General features: G+C 38.6%; 17 protein-coding genes. 6 read left to right on the top strand and 11 right to left on the bottom strand.

The features are described 5' to 3' along the window. The 3 genes from rbtA to cxpE all read right to left on the bottom strand — a co-directional run. Nucleotides 1-1,335: rhombotarget A (rbtA, locus tag HMPREF0023_RS07955; RefSeq protein ID WP_008941753.1), on the bottom strand; the 1,335-nt coding region annotated here is incomplete at its 3' end. Nucleotides 1,336-1,447: 112 nt separating this feature from the next. Then, nucleotides 1,448-2,146 (bottom strand): DnaA ATPase domain-containing protein, encoded by a 699-nt coding sequence (locus tag HMPREF0023_RS07950; protein ID WP_004640121.1) that lies wholly within the window; start codon nucleotides 2,144-2,146, stop codon nucleotides 1,448-1,450. 20 nt (nucleotides 2,147-2,166) lie between these two features. Further along, nucleotides 2,167-3,363 (bottom strand): chloramphenicol efflux transporter CxpE, encoded by a 1,197-nt coding sequence (cxpE, locus tag HMPREF0023_RS07945; protein WP_008941752.1) that lies wholly within the window; start codon nucleotides 3,361-3,363, stop codon nucleotides 2,167-2,169. A 133-nt stretch (nucleotides 3,364-3,496) separates the two neighbouring features. On the opposite strand from cxpE, the gene purM reads away from it, so the two are divergent. Both purM and purN read left to right on the top strand, forming a co-directional pair. Further along, entirely contained in the window at nucleotides 3,497-4,567 is a 1,071-nt protein-coding gene (gene purM, locus HMPREF0023_RS07940; protein WP_005089611.1) for a phosphoribosylformylglycinamidine cyclo-ligase, read from the top strand. Next, complete coding sequence (gene purN / locus HMPREF0023_RS07935; protein ID WP_171057915.1) at nucleotides 4,564-5,193, top strand: phosphoribosylglycinamide formyltransferase; 630 nt, start codon at nucleotides 4,564-4,566, stop codon at nucleotides 5,191-5,193. Before purM ends, purN begins: the two co-directional genes overlap by 4 nt. A 39-nt stretch (nucleotides 5,194-5,232) precedes the next feature. On the opposite strand, the gene HMPREF0023_RS07930 is transcribed toward purN, so the two are convergent. Both HMPREF0023_RS07930 and sppA read right to left on the bottom strand, forming a co-directional pair. Beyond that, on the bottom strand, nucleotides 5,233-6,024 hold the full coding sequence (locus HMPREF0023_RS07930; RefSeq protein WP_017396697.1) for an alpha/beta fold hydrolase: 792 nt from the start codon (nucleotides 6,022-6,024) through the stop codon (nucleotides 5,233-5,235). A 145-nt stretch (nucleotides 6,025-6,169) separates the two neighbouring features. After that, a complete protein-coding gene (sppA, locus tag HMPREF0023_RS07925) occupies nucleotides 6,170-7,192 on the bottom strand; it encodes a signal peptide peptidase SppA (protein WP_005084487.1) in 1,023 nt (340 codons plus the stop codon). A gap of 139 nt (nucleotides 7,193-7,331) precedes the next feature. Here sppA and HMPREF0023_RS07920 point away from each other — a divergent pair, with 139 nt between their 5' ends. Continuing rightward, on the top strand, nucleotides 7,332-8,288 hold the full coding sequence (locus HMPREF0023_RS07920) for a lysophospholipid acyltransferase family protein (protein WP_008941749.1): 957 nt from the start codon (nucleotides 7,332-7,334) through the stop codon (nucleotides 8,286-8,288). Here HMPREF0023_RS07920 and HMPREF0023_RS07915 read toward each other — a convergent pair. The 3 genes from HMPREF0023_RS07915 to HMPREF0023_RS07905 form a co-directional block, all read right to left on the bottom strand. Then, nucleotides 8,277-10,715, bottom strand: a complete 2,439-nt coding sequence (locus HMPREF0023_RS07915; protein ID WP_008941748.1) for a DNA internalization-related competence protein ComEC/Rec2 — start codon at nucleotides 10,713-10,715, stop codon at nucleotides 8,277-8,279. The genes HMPREF0023_RS07920 and HMPREF0023_RS07915 overlap by 12 nt on opposite strands. Nucleotides 10,716-10,798: 83 nt before the next feature. Continuing rightward, complete coding sequence (gene lolD, locus HMPREF0023_RS07910) at nucleotides 10,799-11,485, bottom strand: lipoprotein-releasing ABC transporter ATP-binding protein LolD (RefSeq protein WP_004640139.1); 687 nt, start codon at nucleotides 11,483-11,485, stop codon at nucleotides 10,799-10,801. After that, a complete protein-coding gene (locus tag HMPREF0023_RS07905) occupies nucleotides 11,478-12,713 on the bottom strand; it encodes a lipoprotein-releasing ABC transporter permease subunit (RefSeq protein WP_005084477.1) in 1,236 nt (411 codons plus the stop codon). Before HMPREF0023_RS07905 ends, lolD begins: the two co-directional genes overlap by 8 nt. A gap of 25 nt (nucleotides 12,714-12,738) precedes the next feature. Here HMPREF0023_RS07905 and HMPREF0023_RS07900 point away from each other — a divergent pair, with 25 nt between their 5' ends. Continuing rightward, the gene (locus HMPREF0023_RS07900) at nucleotides 12,739-13,323 is read left to right on the top strand and encodes a PilZ domain-containing protein (protein ID WP_004640143.1); all 585 of its coding nucleotides are present in this window, start codon (nucleotides 12,739-12,741) and stop codon (nucleotides 13,321-13,323) included. Between the two features lie 14 nt (nucleotides 13,324-13,337). Here HMPREF0023_RS07900 and HMPREF0023_RS07895 read toward each other — a convergent pair whose 3' ends face one another. Beyond that, nucleotides 13,338-14,231 (bottom strand): DMT family transporter, encoded by an 894-nt coding sequence (locus HMPREF0023_RS07895; RefSeq protein WP_004640144.1) that lies wholly within the window; start codon nucleotides 14,229-14,231, stop codon nucleotides 13,338-13,340. Nucleotides 14,232-14,238: 7 nt separating this feature from the next. After that, on the bottom strand, nucleotides 14,239-14,709 hold the full coding sequence (locus tag HMPREF0023_RS07890; protein WP_008941746.1) for a YaiI/YqxD family protein: 471 nt from the start codon (nucleotides 14,707-14,709) through the stop codon (nucleotides 14,239-14,241). Nucleotides 14,710-14,917: 208 nt separating this feature from the next. On the opposite strand from HMPREF0023_RS07890, the gene HMPREF0023_RS07885 reads away from it, so the two are divergent. Together HMPREF0023_RS07885 and HMPREF0023_RS16725 are read left to right on the top strand one after the other, a co-directional pair. After that, nucleotides 14,918-15,856, top strand: a complete 939-nt coding sequence (locus tag HMPREF0023_RS07885) for a hypothetical protein (protein ID WP_008941745.1) — start codon at nucleotides 14,918-14,920, stop codon at nucleotides 15,854-15,856. A 35-nt stretch (nucleotides 15,857-15,891) separates the two neighbouring features. Beyond that, complete coding sequence (locus HMPREF0023_RS16725) at nucleotides 15,892-16,035, top strand: hypothetical protein (RefSeq protein ID WP_004757630.1); 144 nt, start codon at nucleotides 15,892-15,894, stop codon at nucleotides 16,033-16,035. Between the two features lie 77 nt (nucleotides 16,036-16,112). Here HMPREF0023_RS16725 and serC read toward each other — a convergent pair whose 3' ends face one another. Beyond that, nucleotides 16,113-17,192 carry a 3-phosphoserine/phosphohydroxythreonine transaminase gene (serC, locus tag HMPREF0023_RS07880; RefSeq protein WP_008941744.1) on the bottom strand — a complete coding sequence of 360 codons (1,080 nt, stop codon included), beginning with the start codon at nucleotides 17,190-17,192 and terminating at the stop codon, nucleotides 16,113-16,115. Nucleotides 17,193-17,382: the final 190 nt, after the last annotated feature.

The following is a 17,382-nucleotide window of genomic DNA, read 5'->3' as shown; positions in this document are numbered from 1 at the left end:
GCCATTTGCTAAACTAAAGTTCGTGCCATCACTATAAATACGCCCTTTATTAACAATAAGTGAATCAGACAAACGATTATATGAAGCCAATAAACGTGGCTTGAAAAAACCTAACATCTGATCTTTAGGTGTATTGTATGGGCATAACAAACCATCTGCAGGTGGTGCATCACAGATTCCCAAATCATCCTTTCCAGCAATCAGTTTGTTATTTCCTATCATAAAATTAGGCAAACGGTCGGTCGGATTATGATCGCATTCAACTGTTGTTAAATTACTCTGCACCACAGTTGTATCATTCGTTGTTGTTGTACAGTTTTTATTACCATTTTCAACAATAATACTGTTGGAGATATAAGAACTAGGATACTCCTTAACTTCCTCTTTTGTTTCTCCATCCTCAGTAATCGTTGTTGTTACTTTTCGATTTAATGACTGCAGATACAGCCCAGCTGCGTTTTTGATTACTGTCAAATTATTTAAAATCATACCTTCGCGAATATTAGCGACATGACCACCTTTATTGTGAAAAATCGTACTATTTGTGATTCCCGCATCTCGATTTTGCAAAGCAGTACCAATCGTTTGATCACTTAAACCCGTTTGGACGAATAGTAACGCCCCCTCTGGATTAGATAAACCTTCATTATCCCGAATCACAGAGTGTGAAATCAAATAGCGAGGCATTTCACTGTATATCACAGCGCCCTGATCTGCTTTATTATGTTGAAATATGCTACTAAAAATTCTGACTCTACCAGCCGTTTTCTGAGATGATAGAAGACCTGCATTGTATATTGCTCCGCCTTTATTCGCATCACCCTTGATGAAACGAGAGTATTCAACCCTCAAATCTTCACGATTTAGAATAAGTCCACCATTATTAGGAATACGCTCAGCAGAACCTTTTAAATTAAGCTCTTTCAAATTAACAATAATTAAATCGTTCTCAACATTACCATCATCGATCACAAATAATCGATTTTTCCCAGTTATACTAATCGTCGCATTATTCAAACCTATCTTCTGATTATTAAAGTCCGTACTTGCAGCTGTTGCTATGGTCATTGGCGCTTTAATTTCTAACTGACTATTTAATTTATATTCTTGATCTCGCTTTAATATAATTGTAGAGCTAGAACTTTCATTACCACATCCGTTGTAGCCATTTTTATATTGATCTTCAGTTCGATTATTTAAAAAGAATATAGCTTCACGTAATGAACAAACGGAATCATTTTTGTCTTCATCCACTAATGTCGTAACAAGAATATCTGCTGAATATGCATGTCCAGTAATCGCAAATAAAGCACAGGCAAGCGTCCGCTTGAGCATACCGTTCTCCTTCTATTTTCATTTTTCTAGGTATTGCAAAAATCCGATTTTGCACCCACATCCTTTGTGCGTACTTTGTCACAGCTCTCGAAATTACTCAAGAAATTTTATGCTATTGGCGATATTCATCAATCAATGCATAAATTTGTTTCAATGTGGTGTTAGATAGCTTGGTTTTTTCACCTTTCAGCATTTTTTCTAATTGAGCCAATGTCTGTAAAAGAATTGAAGCTTGATGAGGACCATTGTGCAACAAGTAGTCCACAATTTGCTGATCAAAATGAATGCCTCGACGTGTCATCACAGATTGTAGTAATGCCTGTCGATCAACAAAAGAGCTTCCATTTGGCGCTTTTACGCTCACAGCCTGTGTCAGTCTTGATTGCAAATCGGGAAGCTCTAATTTCAACTCAATCGGCGCAACTCTAGATGAAAAAACCAATTGCCCCTCATGGTTATTCATCAAATGGAAAACTGCTTTTTGCCAATGAGGCACTCCACTAATTGCATCAATATCATCTAATGCCACTAAATCATAAAACTCTAAAGCAGTAATCGCTTCAATTGGTGCATCTAATAAAGCCAGCAAAGAAACCTTTATGGCTGGACGCCCCAACTCTAGATATGAATCACAAATCGCTGATAATAAATGGCTTTTTCCTGTTCCAGCACCACCATAAATATACAGACGGCTAACCAACCCTGTATGTAGTTGTCTCACTGCATCAACTACAGGTCCCCAACCCGGCCCCGAAAAATCACTAATTCGGGCATCCAGTTGTGGTTCAATATCCAGTTGTAATTGACGCATAGAGTTAATTTGTTCCCCGCTTACTTGGAGTCATCTTTTAGATTAGAAGTCTCTGTATCTTGAGAGTTTTTTATTTCAAGATCAAGCTCTACTTGATCGGTTTCAACACTGATATGTTGTGGCGTACTTTCAACGACAACCATTTCTTGGGGGAGTCCATAGAATCTGCTTTTTTCATAATTGTCTCGAGCATGTCTGAGTAATACAACAATCACAGCCGCGACAGGCAATGCAATCAACATTCCAAGAAAACCTGCGAGTTGGGCACCAGCTAAAACAGCAAATACTACCGCAACCGGAGACAAACCAATTTTATCTCCGAGTAGGAAAGGTTGAAGAATATAGCCTTCCACCATTTGCCCAACAAGGAAAACAGCTCCAACCAAAAGCAGTTGTGTCCAATCTAGTCCAAACTGAAATAAAGTGGCAACAACTGCAGCAATAATCCCAACGGCAAAACCAAGATATGGAATGATACTTGCCAGACCTGCGACCATCCCTATAATCAGCCCCACTTCTAAGCCAATAAGTTGCAGTCCTACAGCATAGATCACCCCTAATAAAAGCATCACTAAAAACTGACCTTTTACAAACGCACCTAATACACTATGGCATTCGCGGATAATTTTTAAAGTTGATGCTTCATATGGACGTGGAATCAAGCGACGTAAACTTTGAAGCATTCTTTCCCAATCCAAAAGGAAATAGAAGGAAATAATCGGGATCAAAATAATAATCCCACCAATTTGGATAAAATTTAGACCTGATTGTGCAAGACGTAGAGCAAAGGTTTGAATGCTATCTGAGCTATAATTTGTTTGTACATATTCCATCACGACTTTTGAGATTTGATCAGTGTCAATTTCCATTGGAACCAAATCAAAAGTTTCAGACATCCAAGGTAGAAACGTTGCATTTACCCAATGAATACCTGCTGGAATGCTATCCCGAGCATAAATCAATTGTTTCCATACAAGCGGAGCAAGGAACCATAAAACAACGGTTAGTGTCACACCAATACCGATAAATACCACACTAATCGCTAACCAACGTGGTAGCTTGATCTTCACTAAGACGTCAACCAGCGGACTAAAAAAATATGCAATCAAAAACGCACCAACAAACGGGATCACAATCGGCTTGAGTAGATAAAGCACCCAAAGCAATAATGCGATCCCAGCGAGGATAAAGATACGGCGGAGTACCAGATCTTGCATAAAATTTAACCTTTGTTCGTGTAATCGTTATAAATGGAAAAAATTTTTAATAAAGATAGCATTTTCGAGCATAAATAACATAAGAGTTTCGTATATTCAGGTTATAATCTGCCGCCAATGCGGAGACTTCACTATGAGCAACTCAACTTCTACCCCAAATACTGGTTTAAGCTACAAAGATGCGGGCGTCGACATTGAAGCGGGCGACGCACTGGTCGATCGTATCAAATCTGTCGCAAAACGCACCACTCGTCCTGAAGTCATGGGCGGTCTTGGTGGTTTTGGCGCACTATGCAAAATTCCAAAAGGTTATGAAGAGCCTGTATTGGTTTCAGGAACTGACGGCGTAGGTACAAAATTACGCTTAGCCCTCAACCTCAATCGTCATGACACGATTGGACAAGATCTTGTCGCAATGTGTGTAAACGATTTACTGGTTTGTGGTGCAGAACCTTTATTCTTCTTAGATTACTATGCAACTGGACATTTGAATGTAGATGTTGCAGCAAACGTTGTAACGGGTATCGGTAAAGGTTGTGAGCTTGCTGGTTGCGCACTGGTCGGTGGTGAAACTGCTGAAATGCCGGGTATGTATGAAGGTGAAGATTACGACCTTGCTGGTTTCGCAGTAGGTGTCGTTGAACAAAGTAAGATCATTGACGGCACTAAAGTCAAAGCCGGTGATGTTTTGATCGGTGTAGCATCAAGTGGTGCTCACTCAAATGGTTATTCATTACTACGCAAAATTTTAGATGTTAAGAATGTAGATTTAACTCAAATCGTTGATGGTCGCCCACTCGCTGATGTTGCAATGGAACCAACGCGCATTTATGTAAAACCTGTTTTAGAACTGTGCAAACAAGTTGACGTGCATGCAATGGCACATATCACAGGTGGTGGTTTACCAGGTAACCTTCCTCGCGTCCTTCCGAATGGCGCACAAGCTGTCATTGATGAATCAAGCTGGGAATGGTCTGAGTTATTCCAATTACTACAACGCGAAGGCAATGTAGAACGCTTCGAAATGTATCGCACATTTAACTGTGGCGTTGGTATGGTCATTGCGGTTGATCCTAGTGAAGCAGATAAAGCAATTGAAGTCTTAAATGCACAAGGTGAAAAAGCTTGGAAGATTGGTCATATCCAAGAAAATGCTGAATCTGTTGAAGGCGCTGACGAAAAAATTCGTGTGATCTTTGCATAATGAGAATTGCGGTCCTTGTCTCTGGCAACGGTAGCAACCTACAAGCCCTGATAGATACTAATCTGTCAGGGCAAATCATTGGTGTCTTATCCAACAAAGCTGATGCTTATGCATTACAACGTGCCGAAGATGCCAATATTGCAACCGCAGTCATTTCACATAAAGACTTTCCAACTAGAGAAAGCTTTGATGAAGCTATGCATCAACAATTGATCGCATGGCAAATTGATTTAGTCATACTTGCAGGTTTTATGCGGATTTTAACACCAAACTTTGTCAGTAAATGGCAAGGTAAAATGTTAAATATCCACCCTTCTCTGCTGCCTTTCTATAAAGGTGTTAATACACATCAACGTGTGTTAAATACTGGAGATCGCTTGCATGGTTGTACGGTTCATTTTGTAACAGCAGAATTAGATGCTGGTCAAAGCATTGCACAATCTGCAATTCAAGTCAGTCTAAATGACACTGTAGAAAGCTTAGCGCAACGGGTACACCAACTTGAGCATTTCATTTACCCTCAAGTTGTACAATGGTTTTGTACGGGTCAATTAACTTGGCAAAATGGTCAAGCCTACTTCAATCAAAAACCATTAACTCAACCCATTCAGTTTGCACAATACTAAAAAATAAAAAACACATCCTCGGATGTGTTTTTTATTGGCTCAACGCATCAGACTTTTAATTTTATCAACTGTTTCCAATGGATGTTCTAAGGGGAACATATGGCCACCCTCAACCACAGAAAAAGGAATTCCCAATTTCTTTTGTGCGACTTGAGGGAATTTTTCTTTTAAGAAAACACTGTCACGACCAACCACTAAATGGACTGGAACAGGCGGTTTGGGCATCGGCAACCACCACATCGAAGGTGTAGTTCTAAATAATCCAACTTCATCCGCTTTGGGAATCGTCAATGTCACCCCACCTCTTTGCGGATCATTGGTTAATGCATAGTCAATATATGCTTGAAAACAGTCAGGATCAAAATGTTGGTAGAAACCTCTTGAACCAAGCAATTCGGCAGCTTGTTCACGTGACTCCCAATGATCTCGACGGCGAGCCGATAGACCTGCTGGAGTGATCTTGTCGACTAATTTAGGCTTAAAAATTTTAGCCAGATGAAAAACAAAAGAAGCCTTACCAATAATTAAAGGTGGATCCAGCATAATCACTTGAGAAAATAACTCAGGACGACGATAAGCTGCCATCAATGTCAGCACCGAACCTAAAGAATGTCCTAAACCAATCACCTGACGCCCTTGTGCTTGTTGCACAACACTATCAATTACTTGGTCTACCAAATGTGACCAGCCATTTGTGATAGGATAACGCTTATCTGTTCCTATCTCAGCAACATAAATAATGTCGTATTGATCTTCCAATTGGCGAAAAAGCTTTTGATAAACTTTAGATGGAACCCCATTGGCATGGGCAAAATGAATAATAGGTTTCATAACAGTCTTTTTAAGCGTATAGATTGATAAAGTATCTTCCACTTAAACAGTGTAGCAACCAAAAAGGAAGAACTGAGTAGTTATTTTTGAAAAAACTAGGGCTGCAATGAAGTACAGCCCTGAAGATTAAAATATTTTAGCGGCGTTATTGTATTTTTGCGTTTTGTTGAGTCTGAAGTTGATCTGCAAGTGAACTACTAATTCCCTCGCCGATCTTTGCCCCCATACGCCCTAAAATAGACTCGAAAGGATTACGTTGAACAGTATAATCAACTTTTTGACTCACATTTAGATCACGCATTAATGTCGTCATACTACCACTACGGTCCGCGACACCTAAGGCAACTGCCTGTTCACCTGTCCAAAATAGACCAGAAAAAATCGCAGGATCATTTGATTTCAAACGCTTACCACGACCTTCTTTAACCGCATTAATAAAATGAGCATGCACATTATCCAATACTGATTGCACATGCTGTTTTTGTGCTGGATCAAGAGGTTTAGTCATACTCAAAATATCTTTATTACTACCTGAGGTTAAAGTACGATCCTCTATCCCAAGCTTTTGAGCCAATCCGCTTAAACCATAATTTGGCATAATGACACCGATTGATCCCACCAAACTCGATGGATTGACAATAATTTCATCTGCTGCTGAAGCAATATAATAAGCACCCGATGCACCCATATCACCAATCACAGCATAGACCTTCTTATCAGGATGTTGTTTCTTCAGGTAACGGATTTCTTGCCAAATTTCATCAGATTGCACAGGAGAGCCACCTGGTGAGTTGATATTCAAGGCAACTGCTTTACTACCACTTGCCTCAAAAGCACGTTTGAGTGCCTTATTTGTATCATCACTGTTTACAGTAGAAGAACCGCTGGAAGAGTCGATCGTTCCAATAATATCCACAACTGCCAAATGATCACTGGTAATATTGGTCGTTGTTTTCGTCGAAGACGTCGAACACCCTTTACCCATTGCAATCAACACGAAAAGTAAATATGCAAAACCTAGGAATTTAAAAAAGATACTCCAACGTCGGCTTCGACGCTGCTCTTCGACAGAAGCCAATACGGCCTTTTCTAAAATCTGCCATTCTTTGCCTGTCACATTATTCGGATTTGTGGGTTCATTTTGTGGTTTTGGTGGCCAATCGGACATAAGACTCCAATCCAATATATTTTAAAAGTGGCTTTATTATATACGCTGATTTGAGCAAAACTGTTTAAATAACTTATTTTAACTTATAATTATTTTTTACCTTATACTCTCACTTTGTAATTTTTCGCATTTAAAATACATGGCTCAATCAAAATCTAGCAACACTAGTTACCGTCTAATCAAATTTCTGAGTCGCCAGCCGATTCAATTAGGACGTTTCTTTGCACGTATGCTTGCTGGATTTCTCACGAGTTTTCAACTTTCTAAAATATCAAAAATTATTAGTCTAAATATACAGATTGCTTTCCCGAATATGGATCAACAGCAACGACAACAGTTGACCCAAAAAGCAATTCAAAATGAATTAACCTCATACTTTGAGTTTTTAAGCATTTGGGGATCATCCAATCAGAAGAACATTCAACGCATTCAAAATGTATCTGGTGAGCAATATTTACATGAGGCTTTGGCTGAAAAAAAAGGAATTGTTTTGATCGTTCCACATTTCGGAACTTGGGAAGTCATGAATGCCTGGCTTTCTCAATACACAGAAATGACGATTCTCTACAAACCTGTTAAAAATCCTGATGCAGATCGTTTTGTGCGAGAAGCGCGCAGTCGTGAACAGGCACATCTAGTACCAACAGATGAAAGTGGTGTCCGTCAAATCTTTAAAGCATTAAAACAAGGCGGCACAACTGCTATCCTACCTGATCACACACCTGATCATGGCGGAGAAATGATCAATTATTTTGATATTCCTCTCGCTTCAAGTAGTTTGAGTGCAAAGTTAATTCAAAAAACTAAGGCAAAGGCACTACTCATTTATACAATGCGTAATGATCAAGATGGCTTTGATATGTATATTGAGCCGATTGACCCTCAAATTTACCAAGGTAGTGCCGAAGATGGAACATTAATTATTCACCAGACTTTAGAACAATTAATTAAACGCTATCCTGATCATTATCACTGGAGTTACAAACGCTTTAGTGCCAATCAAGAATTAAAAAGAATCTATGACATAGATGAAAATCAAGCATTAGCCAAAGTTGCAGAAGTTCGCCATTTAACTCAGCAAGCATCAATTACTTAGGCTATTTTTGGATAACCATTTTCTTTTTTGTCGATGCTGTAGCAACACCCCATCATGATTATTCATCATAAAGCTGATCGTACCCGCATCTGCTGTATTTAATATTGGAATATTTAAGTGCTGCAATCGTTTTAAAACCTCCTGACTGGGATGTCCGTAACGATTATTAAATCCCGCAGAAGCGATTGTAAGTTTGGGCTTGAGGCTTACCAAAAATTCGTAAGCAGAGCTATGCTTACTGCCATGATGACCAAGAATTAACACATCGACTTTTAAATCTGGATACTGCTGTAACAATTTATATTCGGTTTCCCAGCCTGCATCCCCCATAATCAAAAAGTTCTGATAAGGTTGAGCATCTAAAAATTGCACATAGAGCACACAAGAATATTCATTTTTCTGATATTTCGCATAGCTCAATTCATTGGCTCGAGGAAATAAAATTTGGATGTTGATGTTTGGAAATGACCACTGTTGACCTTGTTGGCAAAATGAAAAATTCTCCTTAAATTGCATTTTTTCATGCTTTTCATTCGATTGAACCAAATCAATTTCAAAACTATTCTGAATCGACGTAAATGCTCCACTATGATCTTGATCCAAATGCGATAACACAACGTGTTCCAATCGCCGAATACCTTGCTGACGTAGAAAAGGAATAACCACTCGCTCCCCGATACTGAATTTGGTTTCATCAAATGATCCACCAGTATCAATCAGGAGATTACCTTTGGTATGTTGTACTAAGACAGCTTGTCCTTGACCAACATCTAATACGTGCAATGCTTCGGGTTGGGCTTTTACACCCCAAAATATCGGTAGAAAACAGACAGCAGCCCAAAACTTTGGAACAATACCTCTAGGCAAAAACAATAGAAAAATACCGATAATTAAACTCACCATCATCCAAGGAGTGAAACTTATCCCATACAACTGCGGCGAAATCGATTGAAGTACATCTAAAATCAGCATCAAGAATGACAAAAACACATCATTCATTTGAAATAACCACTGCCCCAATGTAGGAGTAATTAACCACACACATGCAGCTAGAATATCTAAAGGAACAATACAAGCACCTAACAATGGGATAGCAATAAGATTAGTTAAGGGAGCAAACCATGAAACTTGCTGAAAGAAAATCAAAACCAAAGGCAATAACGCGACAAAAATTTTCCATTGCGATTCAATCAGAATATGACTGCCCCAGATCATTTTTCGTTTAAATGTTAAATTTACATTTTGTGGTAACTGTATAATCGTCTGATAGATTCTTATCAAAATAAAACAGGCGCCATAAGATAACCAAAATGCAGCAGATAAAATGCTAAATGGATCTAAAACTAACAATAAGCTCGCACTATAAACCAACACACTAAATGCCTGAATCGACTGTCTTAAGCACATAAAAGTACTGACAATGCTAACGGTTAATAATGTTCTCATTGCTGGAATTTCAAACCCAACAAATGCCACATATAACAAGACACTAAAGATAAAGGGCAACAATAGTAGTAATTGTCGAGGTTGCTTCAAATAGATGCTTGGGCAGTAGCGCTGAATCAACTTTTGTAATGACCAAGTCAGTATCAATGCAAATACCAACACATGGGGTCCAGAAATAGCCAATAAATGTGAAATCCCAAGGTGTTGAAATTGTTGTTTTACGGCATCAGATAACAGACTCTCATCCCCTGTGAGCAAAGCCAATAGCAACCCTTTATGTTGGAATGCTGATGCCTGTAGCATCTGTCGAAAAGCCAGACGCTTTTTTTCAACAGTTAATAAGAATATGGCCCAATGAGATTGTTGTTGCTGAACATGATGATGATAACCCAGCTGATAGAGTTCATCTTCGTGAATAGGTTGAATATTTCGTACAGAGAATCCCGACTGCACATTTTGTTGTAAAAACCATTTTTCCAGATCGAATGCACCTGAAACAGCATAACTATGGGCGGGTCGAATCTGCCCAGATACACGATAGTAATAACCCAATTGAAATTCTGGTTCTACTTTAGATGTGTCTTTTTCTTTTCTTAAATGAAGAAACCAATTCACACTTTGCGCATGTCGATTCAAAACCTCAGCAACTTGTTTCTCGCCATTTTCATTCAGTTCACTGATCTTTTTGATATAAACAATGGTTTCAAATGTTTCAACATTTTGTTCTTTAAAAATAAGACGTTGTTGTAATTGAATATCAGCATAATGATAACCTGTGCAAAATAATGCCCAAGTCGCACTGATTAAAAGCAAGGCTTTATAAATAGGATAATGAAAATACTGCTTTTTCCAATAAAATCCGAAACCAAAGATCGCGAATGCAATAATCAGCCAAAGCCACCATGTAGATGTAATGATCGGGAAATGCATTCCCATAAGTGCGATACCCGCAACCCACCCCAATAAAATAATTTTTAGCATCAATGATGAATTTAATTTTGATTTTTCTGTGGGCAAAATTAAAGCCCTTTTTCAGGGCTTTAACAAGAGCTTAAATCAATAATTTATGGTTGTTCAATCCATAAACCATCTTGCATATGTAAAATTGAATCTGCCGATTGTGCCAATTGCTCATCATGGGTCACAATTAACATCGCCATATTGAGTTCATTTTTCAAGTCCGTCAATAATTCAAAAACACTCAATGCTGTTTTCCGATCCAAGTTACCTGTTGGTTCATCTGCGAGTACAACAGCGGGCTTAGTCACCAAAGCACGAGCAAGTGCCACACGTTGACGTTCACCACCAGATAACTCACCAGGCTTATGTTCCATACGATGTGACAAACCCACGCGATCCAATAAATACTCTGCTTGAGCTTTAGCAGACTTATATTGCACATCACCACGGAACATCAGTGGCATCGCTACATTTTCTAAGGCTGAAAATTCAGGTAACAAATGATGGAATTGATACACAAAACCTAAATATTGATTCCGTTTGAAACCACGGTCAGCTTCACCCAAATTATCGAAACGCTGTCCTTGCAAGAATACTTGACCTTGTGAAGGTTGCTCTAAGCCACCCAAAACATGCAATAAAGTACTCTTACCCGAGCCACTTGCTCCAACAATTGAGACAAACTCACCCGCATTTACTTGAAGTGATAAACCTTTAATGACTTCAACTTTACTTTTGCCATCATCAAAATGCTTATAAATTTCTTTAGCTTCTAAAACAATCTTACTCATAACGCAGCGCCTCAGCAGGTTGAACTTTAGCTGCACGTAATGCAGGGTAAATCGTTGCCAAGAAACTTAATAATAGTGACACGATCACGATCACAACCACATCTTGCCATCTGAGATATGACGGTAAGTAATGAACAAAATATGCATCAAATAGATTTAACCCTAAAACAGTATTAAACCAAGAAATGATGTCACTAATGGTCAATGCTAAAGTCACCCCTAAAATTGTCCCCGCAATTGTCCCAATGACACCAATCACAGTACCCTGCACCATGAAAATTTTAGTAATCATAGACGGCGAAGCACCGAGAGTCCTTAGAATAGCGATATCTGATTTCTTATCAGTCACTACCATCACCAAAGATGAAACGATATTAAATGCCGCGACAACAATAATAAGGAATAGAAGCAAACCGACTAAGGTTTTTTCCATTTGAATCGCATTGAACAGATTACCGTGGGTATATGTCCAATTAGATGCGTAAAAATTGCTCGGTAATTCACTAACTATTTCATTTGCTACTTTAGGCGCTGCAAAAATATTATCTAACTTTAAACGGATACCCTGTGCACCATCTGGTAAACGTAATAAAGTTGAAGCATCGTTCAACGCAATATAACCCACCATTGAGTCTACTTCTGCACCCACACTAAAGATACCGACAATCTTGAAACGTTTAAAACGCGGTACCACACCAGCAGGTGATGGTGTTGCTTCAGGAAGAACCAAAGTAACATTGTCATTTAGCCCCAAACCAAGTGCATCCGTCATGTCCTTTCCAAGAACAATACCAAACTCACCCTTTTGTAAGGCATTTAAGTCACCTGTCACCATATGATTTTGGATAATTGAAACCTGTTTTTCATATTCTGGTTCTATACCCGTGACCATAATCCCCGCGACCTGCCCATGAGCAGTCAACATCCCCTGCAATTGTGTGAAAGGTGCTACACCCGTGACATGTGGATGACTCTCAACTTTTTTTGCAAGTTCTGGCCAATCTGTTAAAATTTGAGTAGAAGAAACAGTAGCTTGTGGTACCATTCCGAGGACACGAGTTTTTAATTCTCGATCAAAACCATTCATAACAGATAAAACTGTAATGAGAACAGCAACGCCGAGAGTCAAACCAATCATGGAAACCAAGGCGATAAAAGAAATAAAATGATTACTCCGCCGAGCACGAGTGTATCTCAACCCTATATACAGCGAGATTGGCTTAAACATACCATCTAGTCCGAGGTGATTTATTATGGAAAATGCACAACATCATCTTGTTGACGACAACACTGAACGTCGCGTGATGTCTCGTATTGATGCTGTGTTGAGAATCAACTATCAAATCATTCCAGATGATGTTGCACTGAATGATCCGTATGACTCTCATTTTGTATTACCGCGCTATTTTCTACTACTTGCTGAATTAGATCAATTTGATCATGCATTTCGCTACGAATTAGAACAATTAAATGAAAAAGATCAACAAATTGCTCGCATCTTATCCCTTTTTAATCAAAAATTAAATCTGATTACAGGTTCTTTTTACGACAATATCGTACAATCTCAATTGCCTGTACCTGAACAAGTCAATTTTTCGGAAAATGGTTTAAGTTTCTTTAGCGCTCAGGATATTAACGAAGGGACTTATATTCATATTACCTTGAGTCATCCTGAGAACTATTTTCATATCGCTGCGACCGCACAGGTTGCACATAGTACCGCAGATGAACAAGGTAAATTCCGCATCGGTGCGTATTTTATTACTTTAAATCCACAAGACCGTGCAAAACTTGCAGCTAGTATTCAACAAGCGCAACGGGATGAAATCAACAGCTAATTAAATGATTAAACTCAAGTGCTTAGTCGCTTGTGTGTTCTTAAATCTTTATAAAAATAAAGCAATAAACCAAACAAAATAATACTAGCGCCCACAAAAACCTGTGCTGATAATTGTTCATGATTGAGATAGGCACCTATCAAAATCGCAAGCATCGGCGTCATTACTGTGGTTAAAGATAATGTCGTTGCTTGTAGGTTTTGAACCAGTTTGAAATAACAAAACATTGCAATTAACGAAGCCATGATTACCGTATAAGTCAACGCCAATAACGATTTTGCAGATGGAATCTCTGTAGGTGCAAATTGCCAGATCCAAGGCAGTAATAACAAGGCAAAAAATGTCGAAACGAATATCGAACCTGTTGCCTGTGCCATGGGCTGTACAATCGCATTGATCTTTTTGACCCAAAAGATAGAGAGTGAATAAGAAAAAACACTGAGTAACATCAATAAGATTCCAAGCGGTTGTACATGTTTTTGATTCCCACTCAGACAAATCATTGTTAATCCAATAACTGACGTCCCCATCCCCAACCATTGTAGCGTTGCTAATTTTTGTTGAAAACCAAATCGTCCAATTAAACCCGCCATAATCGGCGCTAGGCCAAACATTAATGCAATCAAACCTGAGCTTAGATAAGCCGTAGCTGCATAAGTAAAAATTTGCGAACCAATCAAACTGAGTGACCCTGCAACATAGCTTAACCACGCCAACTTATGCATGGGAAATTTTACGTTTAAACAAAGTAGAACCGTAATTGCCAATGGCAAGGCAATCAAAAAACGTAACAGTAATGCCCACATTGGATGAAGATCAGAGACACTCCAAACAATCGCTAAAGGTGTTGAAGCCCAAATAAAGACCAATAACCCATAAGTCAGCATTAAGTTAAGACGAGATGGCATAGATTGCTCAACACGCGGTTTTGCGTTTTTGTTTTAGTATTGTTTGGTCTAAAGCACTCGAAAATTCGCGTTTATCTCGCTCAGAAATTGGAGGTGGACCACCTGTTTGTACCCCAGCACCACGCAAGGTATCCATAAAATCACGTAAATGTAATCGAGCTTTGACATTTGCAGTGGTATAAATTTCACCTCGAGGATGAATTGCAATTCCACCCTTCTCAATCACTTGTGCTGCAAGCGGAATATCTTGTGTAATGACAATATCGTGCGCTTGCATACGATCTACAATTTCTTGATCGGCGCGATCTGCCCCACTCATCACTTGAATAGATTGAATTCTGATTGAGGGTGTAATCCCTACATTTTGATTGGCGACGAAAGTAACTTCGAGTTGATAACGATCCGATGCACGTAAAATCACTTCACGTAAAATCTTTGGTAAAGCATCCGCATCTACCCATAATTTAAATGGCAGCACGTTGACAAGCGCTCTCAAGAATAAAAATATAGTTTAGCAGATTACAAGAAAAGTAGAGTTAAGATCAGTGGCTAATCTTAGCATTTCACTATTTTGTCGGATTAAGATCAAAATAAATTAATTTTTGTAGAATTACATATCCAGACTTGAAATATAGCAGTTACCCTCGATTAAATAGATTAAGTTCAATCTTTTTGCATCGTGCTTTATGAAAAATCAAAACAGTCCAGAAACCATTACTATTCAAGATCAAAATTTCGGTAATCATGCTGAGCATTGGAATCTGTTAACAGATACGCCCGAAACGGATGTTCCCAAATGGTTAGGATTGGCACTTGATGCACCGATCATGCCGATGGGACTCTGTGAAAATGAACAGGAAATGGATCAATCATTTTGGTTAATTCGTGGGCCAAGTCATCAGGGTATTTCAATCAACCAAATCATTGCCGTTGAAGATCAAAAACCTCGTGCATTAAAAACAGCATTTCCGAGTTTTGAGAGCCCGTATAAATATGATGCACAGATCGAACGAATTATTACCTGTGATTCTGCAACTCAAGCCGTGTTACGTTTGAACTTAAATAAAAATACGGTGATTTATGCATTTGATAATTTGTTTAGTGTAAATCGCTGCCAATATGACAAAAACCACAGTTATCAAGTTCAATTTAATGCTTGGGCATATGAACTAGAAACCGTTTCCAAAGACGAGAAAATCATTGTTGATGACCCAGCTTCAATTAAACACCACCGAGCATTAAATGCAATTCTTGCAGAACATAATGGGATTGCACCTGAAAACTTACAGGAGCTTATTAATGAGTGGGTACCAAAAACACCAGAAGATCAAGAACCTGTGACTGTCGACTTTTCTAAAATGGTTGCCTATTTATTTGGAGAAACATTAGGTCAAGAAGATGAAGCTTGGTTCCAAGGTAATATTGTTGGTAAAACCACTACGCAGTTTATGCAAGATGAATATACCCTTTATGATGTCACTTTAGTTTTAGAAGATGATTTACCTGCAATCCTTATTCGCATCGCAACTAAAAATGATTTGTATAAAAACTTTAACATTGGCGAATATATTCGTGGCAACCTATGGATTCAGGCCAATATTTATGCTAAAAATGCTTTAAAGTGACAAAAAATCACATAAATGGCATTTTAGGCGTTCTAATGAAAATTATACCAGAACAAACGACCACCAGTCTTATTCATTCAAGTGATCAAGGTCTTAAACTTGATGTTGGTGCTTATTGCTTTTTTCTACTGGGTATGTTTTTAGCAGCACTTATTTTTCATCAAGTTGGCTTGTTCTAATTTTTGACCATATTCGTAATGTAAAATAATAAAAGCCCTCAGTTTTGAGGGCTTTTATTTTAAATAAACTTTATTACTTAACCATGACGTTTAGCAAACTCATCCATAAAGCTCACGAGTGCCTGCACACCTTCCAATGGAACAGCATTGTAGATACTTGCACGCATACCACCCACTGAACGGTGTCCCGCTAAATTTAGCAAATGATTTGCTTCAGCTTCTTTCAAGAAGGTCTTTTCCAATGCTTCATCTGCCAAGGTGAAAGGGACATTCATCATTGAACGATTTGCAACTGCAATCGGGTTATTATAGAAATCACTAGCATCGATATAACCATAGAGTAGTTTTGCTTTTTCTTGATTCACTTTATGAATCGCTTCTACCCCACCTTGTTCTAGCAACCATTCAAAAACTAAACCAGCCAAATACCAAGCATAAGTTGCAGGTGTATTCACCATTGAACCATTCTTCGCTTGGTCTGCATATTTTAGAATACTAGGAATTTCTGGTTTCGCTTGATCCAGCAAATCATCACGGATAATCACAATAGTTAATCCAGCAGGACCAATATTCTTTTGTGCACCTGCATAAATGAGCCCAAATTTATTTACGTCTATCGGCGCAGATAAAATACTAGAAGAATAATCACAAACTAATGGTGCTTTTACATCTGGAACATTTGCGAACTGTAAACCACCAATGGTTTCATTATCAGCATAATGTACATATGCTGCATCATTTGAAAGATTCCAAGTACTTTGTTCTGTGATCGCATGTTTACCATCAAGCAAAGTAGCTGCTTCTACAACATTCACATCACCGTAGCGCTTTGCTTCTTTTAAGGCTTTCTCAGACCAAATCCCAGTATGGATATAATCAGCTTTGTTATTCTTACCCAACAAGTTGAGCGGAATCGCCGAGAATTGGAGAGATGCGCCACCTTGTAAGAACAGCACTTTATAATTCTCAGGAATATTCATGAGTTTGCGTAAATCAGCTTCCGCCTTTTCCGCAACAGCAACATAATCATTGCTACGATGACTCATTTCCATGATCGACAGCCCCTTACCCTGCCAATCCAACATTTCTTGTTGAGCTTTTTCTAAAACGGCAGTAGGTAATGCAGCAGGACCAGCGCAGAAATTATAAGCACGCATGAATTTTCCCTTGTCAAAGTGAAACAAATTGAGATAGGAATTTAAGCACAGATTGACGTAGCTTGCAGCAGCTTATCCAATAAATATTTCAATCATCTTTGGGTATTTGACTGATTTTAACAACAACCGTTTCTATTTATTTATGAGCAAATTATCTAATTTTCAGGAAATATATTTAGATTAAAAACGG

It is taken from the genome of Acinetobacter sp. ATCC 27244 (assembly GCF_000156555.1).
Lineage (GTDB): Bacteria > Pseudomonadota > Gammaproteobacteria > Pseudomonadales > Moraxellaceae > Acinetobacter > Acinetobacter haemolyticus.
The sequence above is the reverse complement of the archived record's forward strand: the minus strand, read 5'-3'. Positions and strand labels throughout refer to the sequence as shown.

Coding starts and splice junctions, on each gene's coding strand:
- HMPREF0023_RS07950 (WP_004640121.1), bottom strand. CDS start 2,146: ATGCGTCAATTACAACTGGATATTGAACCACAACTGGATGCCCGAATT.
- cxpE (WP_008941752.1), bottom strand. CDS start 3,363: ATGCAAGATCTGGTACTCCGCCGTATCTTTATCCTCGCTGGGATCGCA.
- purM (WP_005089611.1), top strand. CDS start 3,497: ATGAGCAACTCAACTTCTACCCCAAATACTGGTTTAAGCTACAAAGAT.
- HMPREF0023_RS07930 (WP_017396697.1), bottom strand. CDS start 6,024: ATGAAACCTATTATTCATTTTGCCCATGCCAATGGGGTTCCATCTAAA.
- sppA (WP_005084487.1), bottom strand. CDS start 7,192: ATGTCCGATTGGCCACCAAAACCACAAAATGAACCCACAAATCCGAAT.
- HMPREF0023_RS07920 (WP_008941749.1), top strand. CDS start 7,332: ATGGCTCAATCAAAATCTAGCAACACTAGTTACCGTCTAATCAAATTT.
- HMPREF0023_RS07915 (WP_008941748.1), bottom strand. CDS start 10,715: ATGCTAAAAATTATTTTATTGGGGTGGGTTGCGGGTATCGCACTTATG.
- lolD (WP_004640139.1), bottom strand. CDS start 11,485: ATGAGTAAGATTGTTTTAGAAGCTAAAGAAATTTATAAGCATTTTGAT.
- HMPREF0023_RS07905 (WP_005084477.1), bottom strand. CDS start 12,713: ATGTTTAAGCCAATCTCGCTGTATATAGGGTTGAGATACACTCGTGCT.
- HMPREF0023_RS07900 (WP_004640143.1), top strand. CDS start 12,739: ATGGAAAATGCACAACATCATCTTGTTGACGACAACACTGAACGTCGC.
- HMPREF0023_RS07895 (WP_004640144.1), bottom strand. CDS start 14,231: ATGCCATCTCGTCTTAACTTAATGCTGACTTATGGGTTATTGGTCTTT.
- HMPREF0023_RS07885 (WP_008941745.1), top strand. CDS start 14,918: ATGAAAAATCAAAACAGTCCAGAAACCATTACTATTCAAGATCAAAAT.
- HMPREF0023_RS16725 (WP_004757630.1), top strand. CDS start 15,892: ATGAAAATTATACCAGAACAAACGACCACCAGTCTTATTCATTCAAGT.
- serC (WP_008941744.1), bottom strand. CDS start 17,192: ATGCGTGCTTATAATTTCTGCGCTGGTCCTGCTGCATTACCTACTGCC.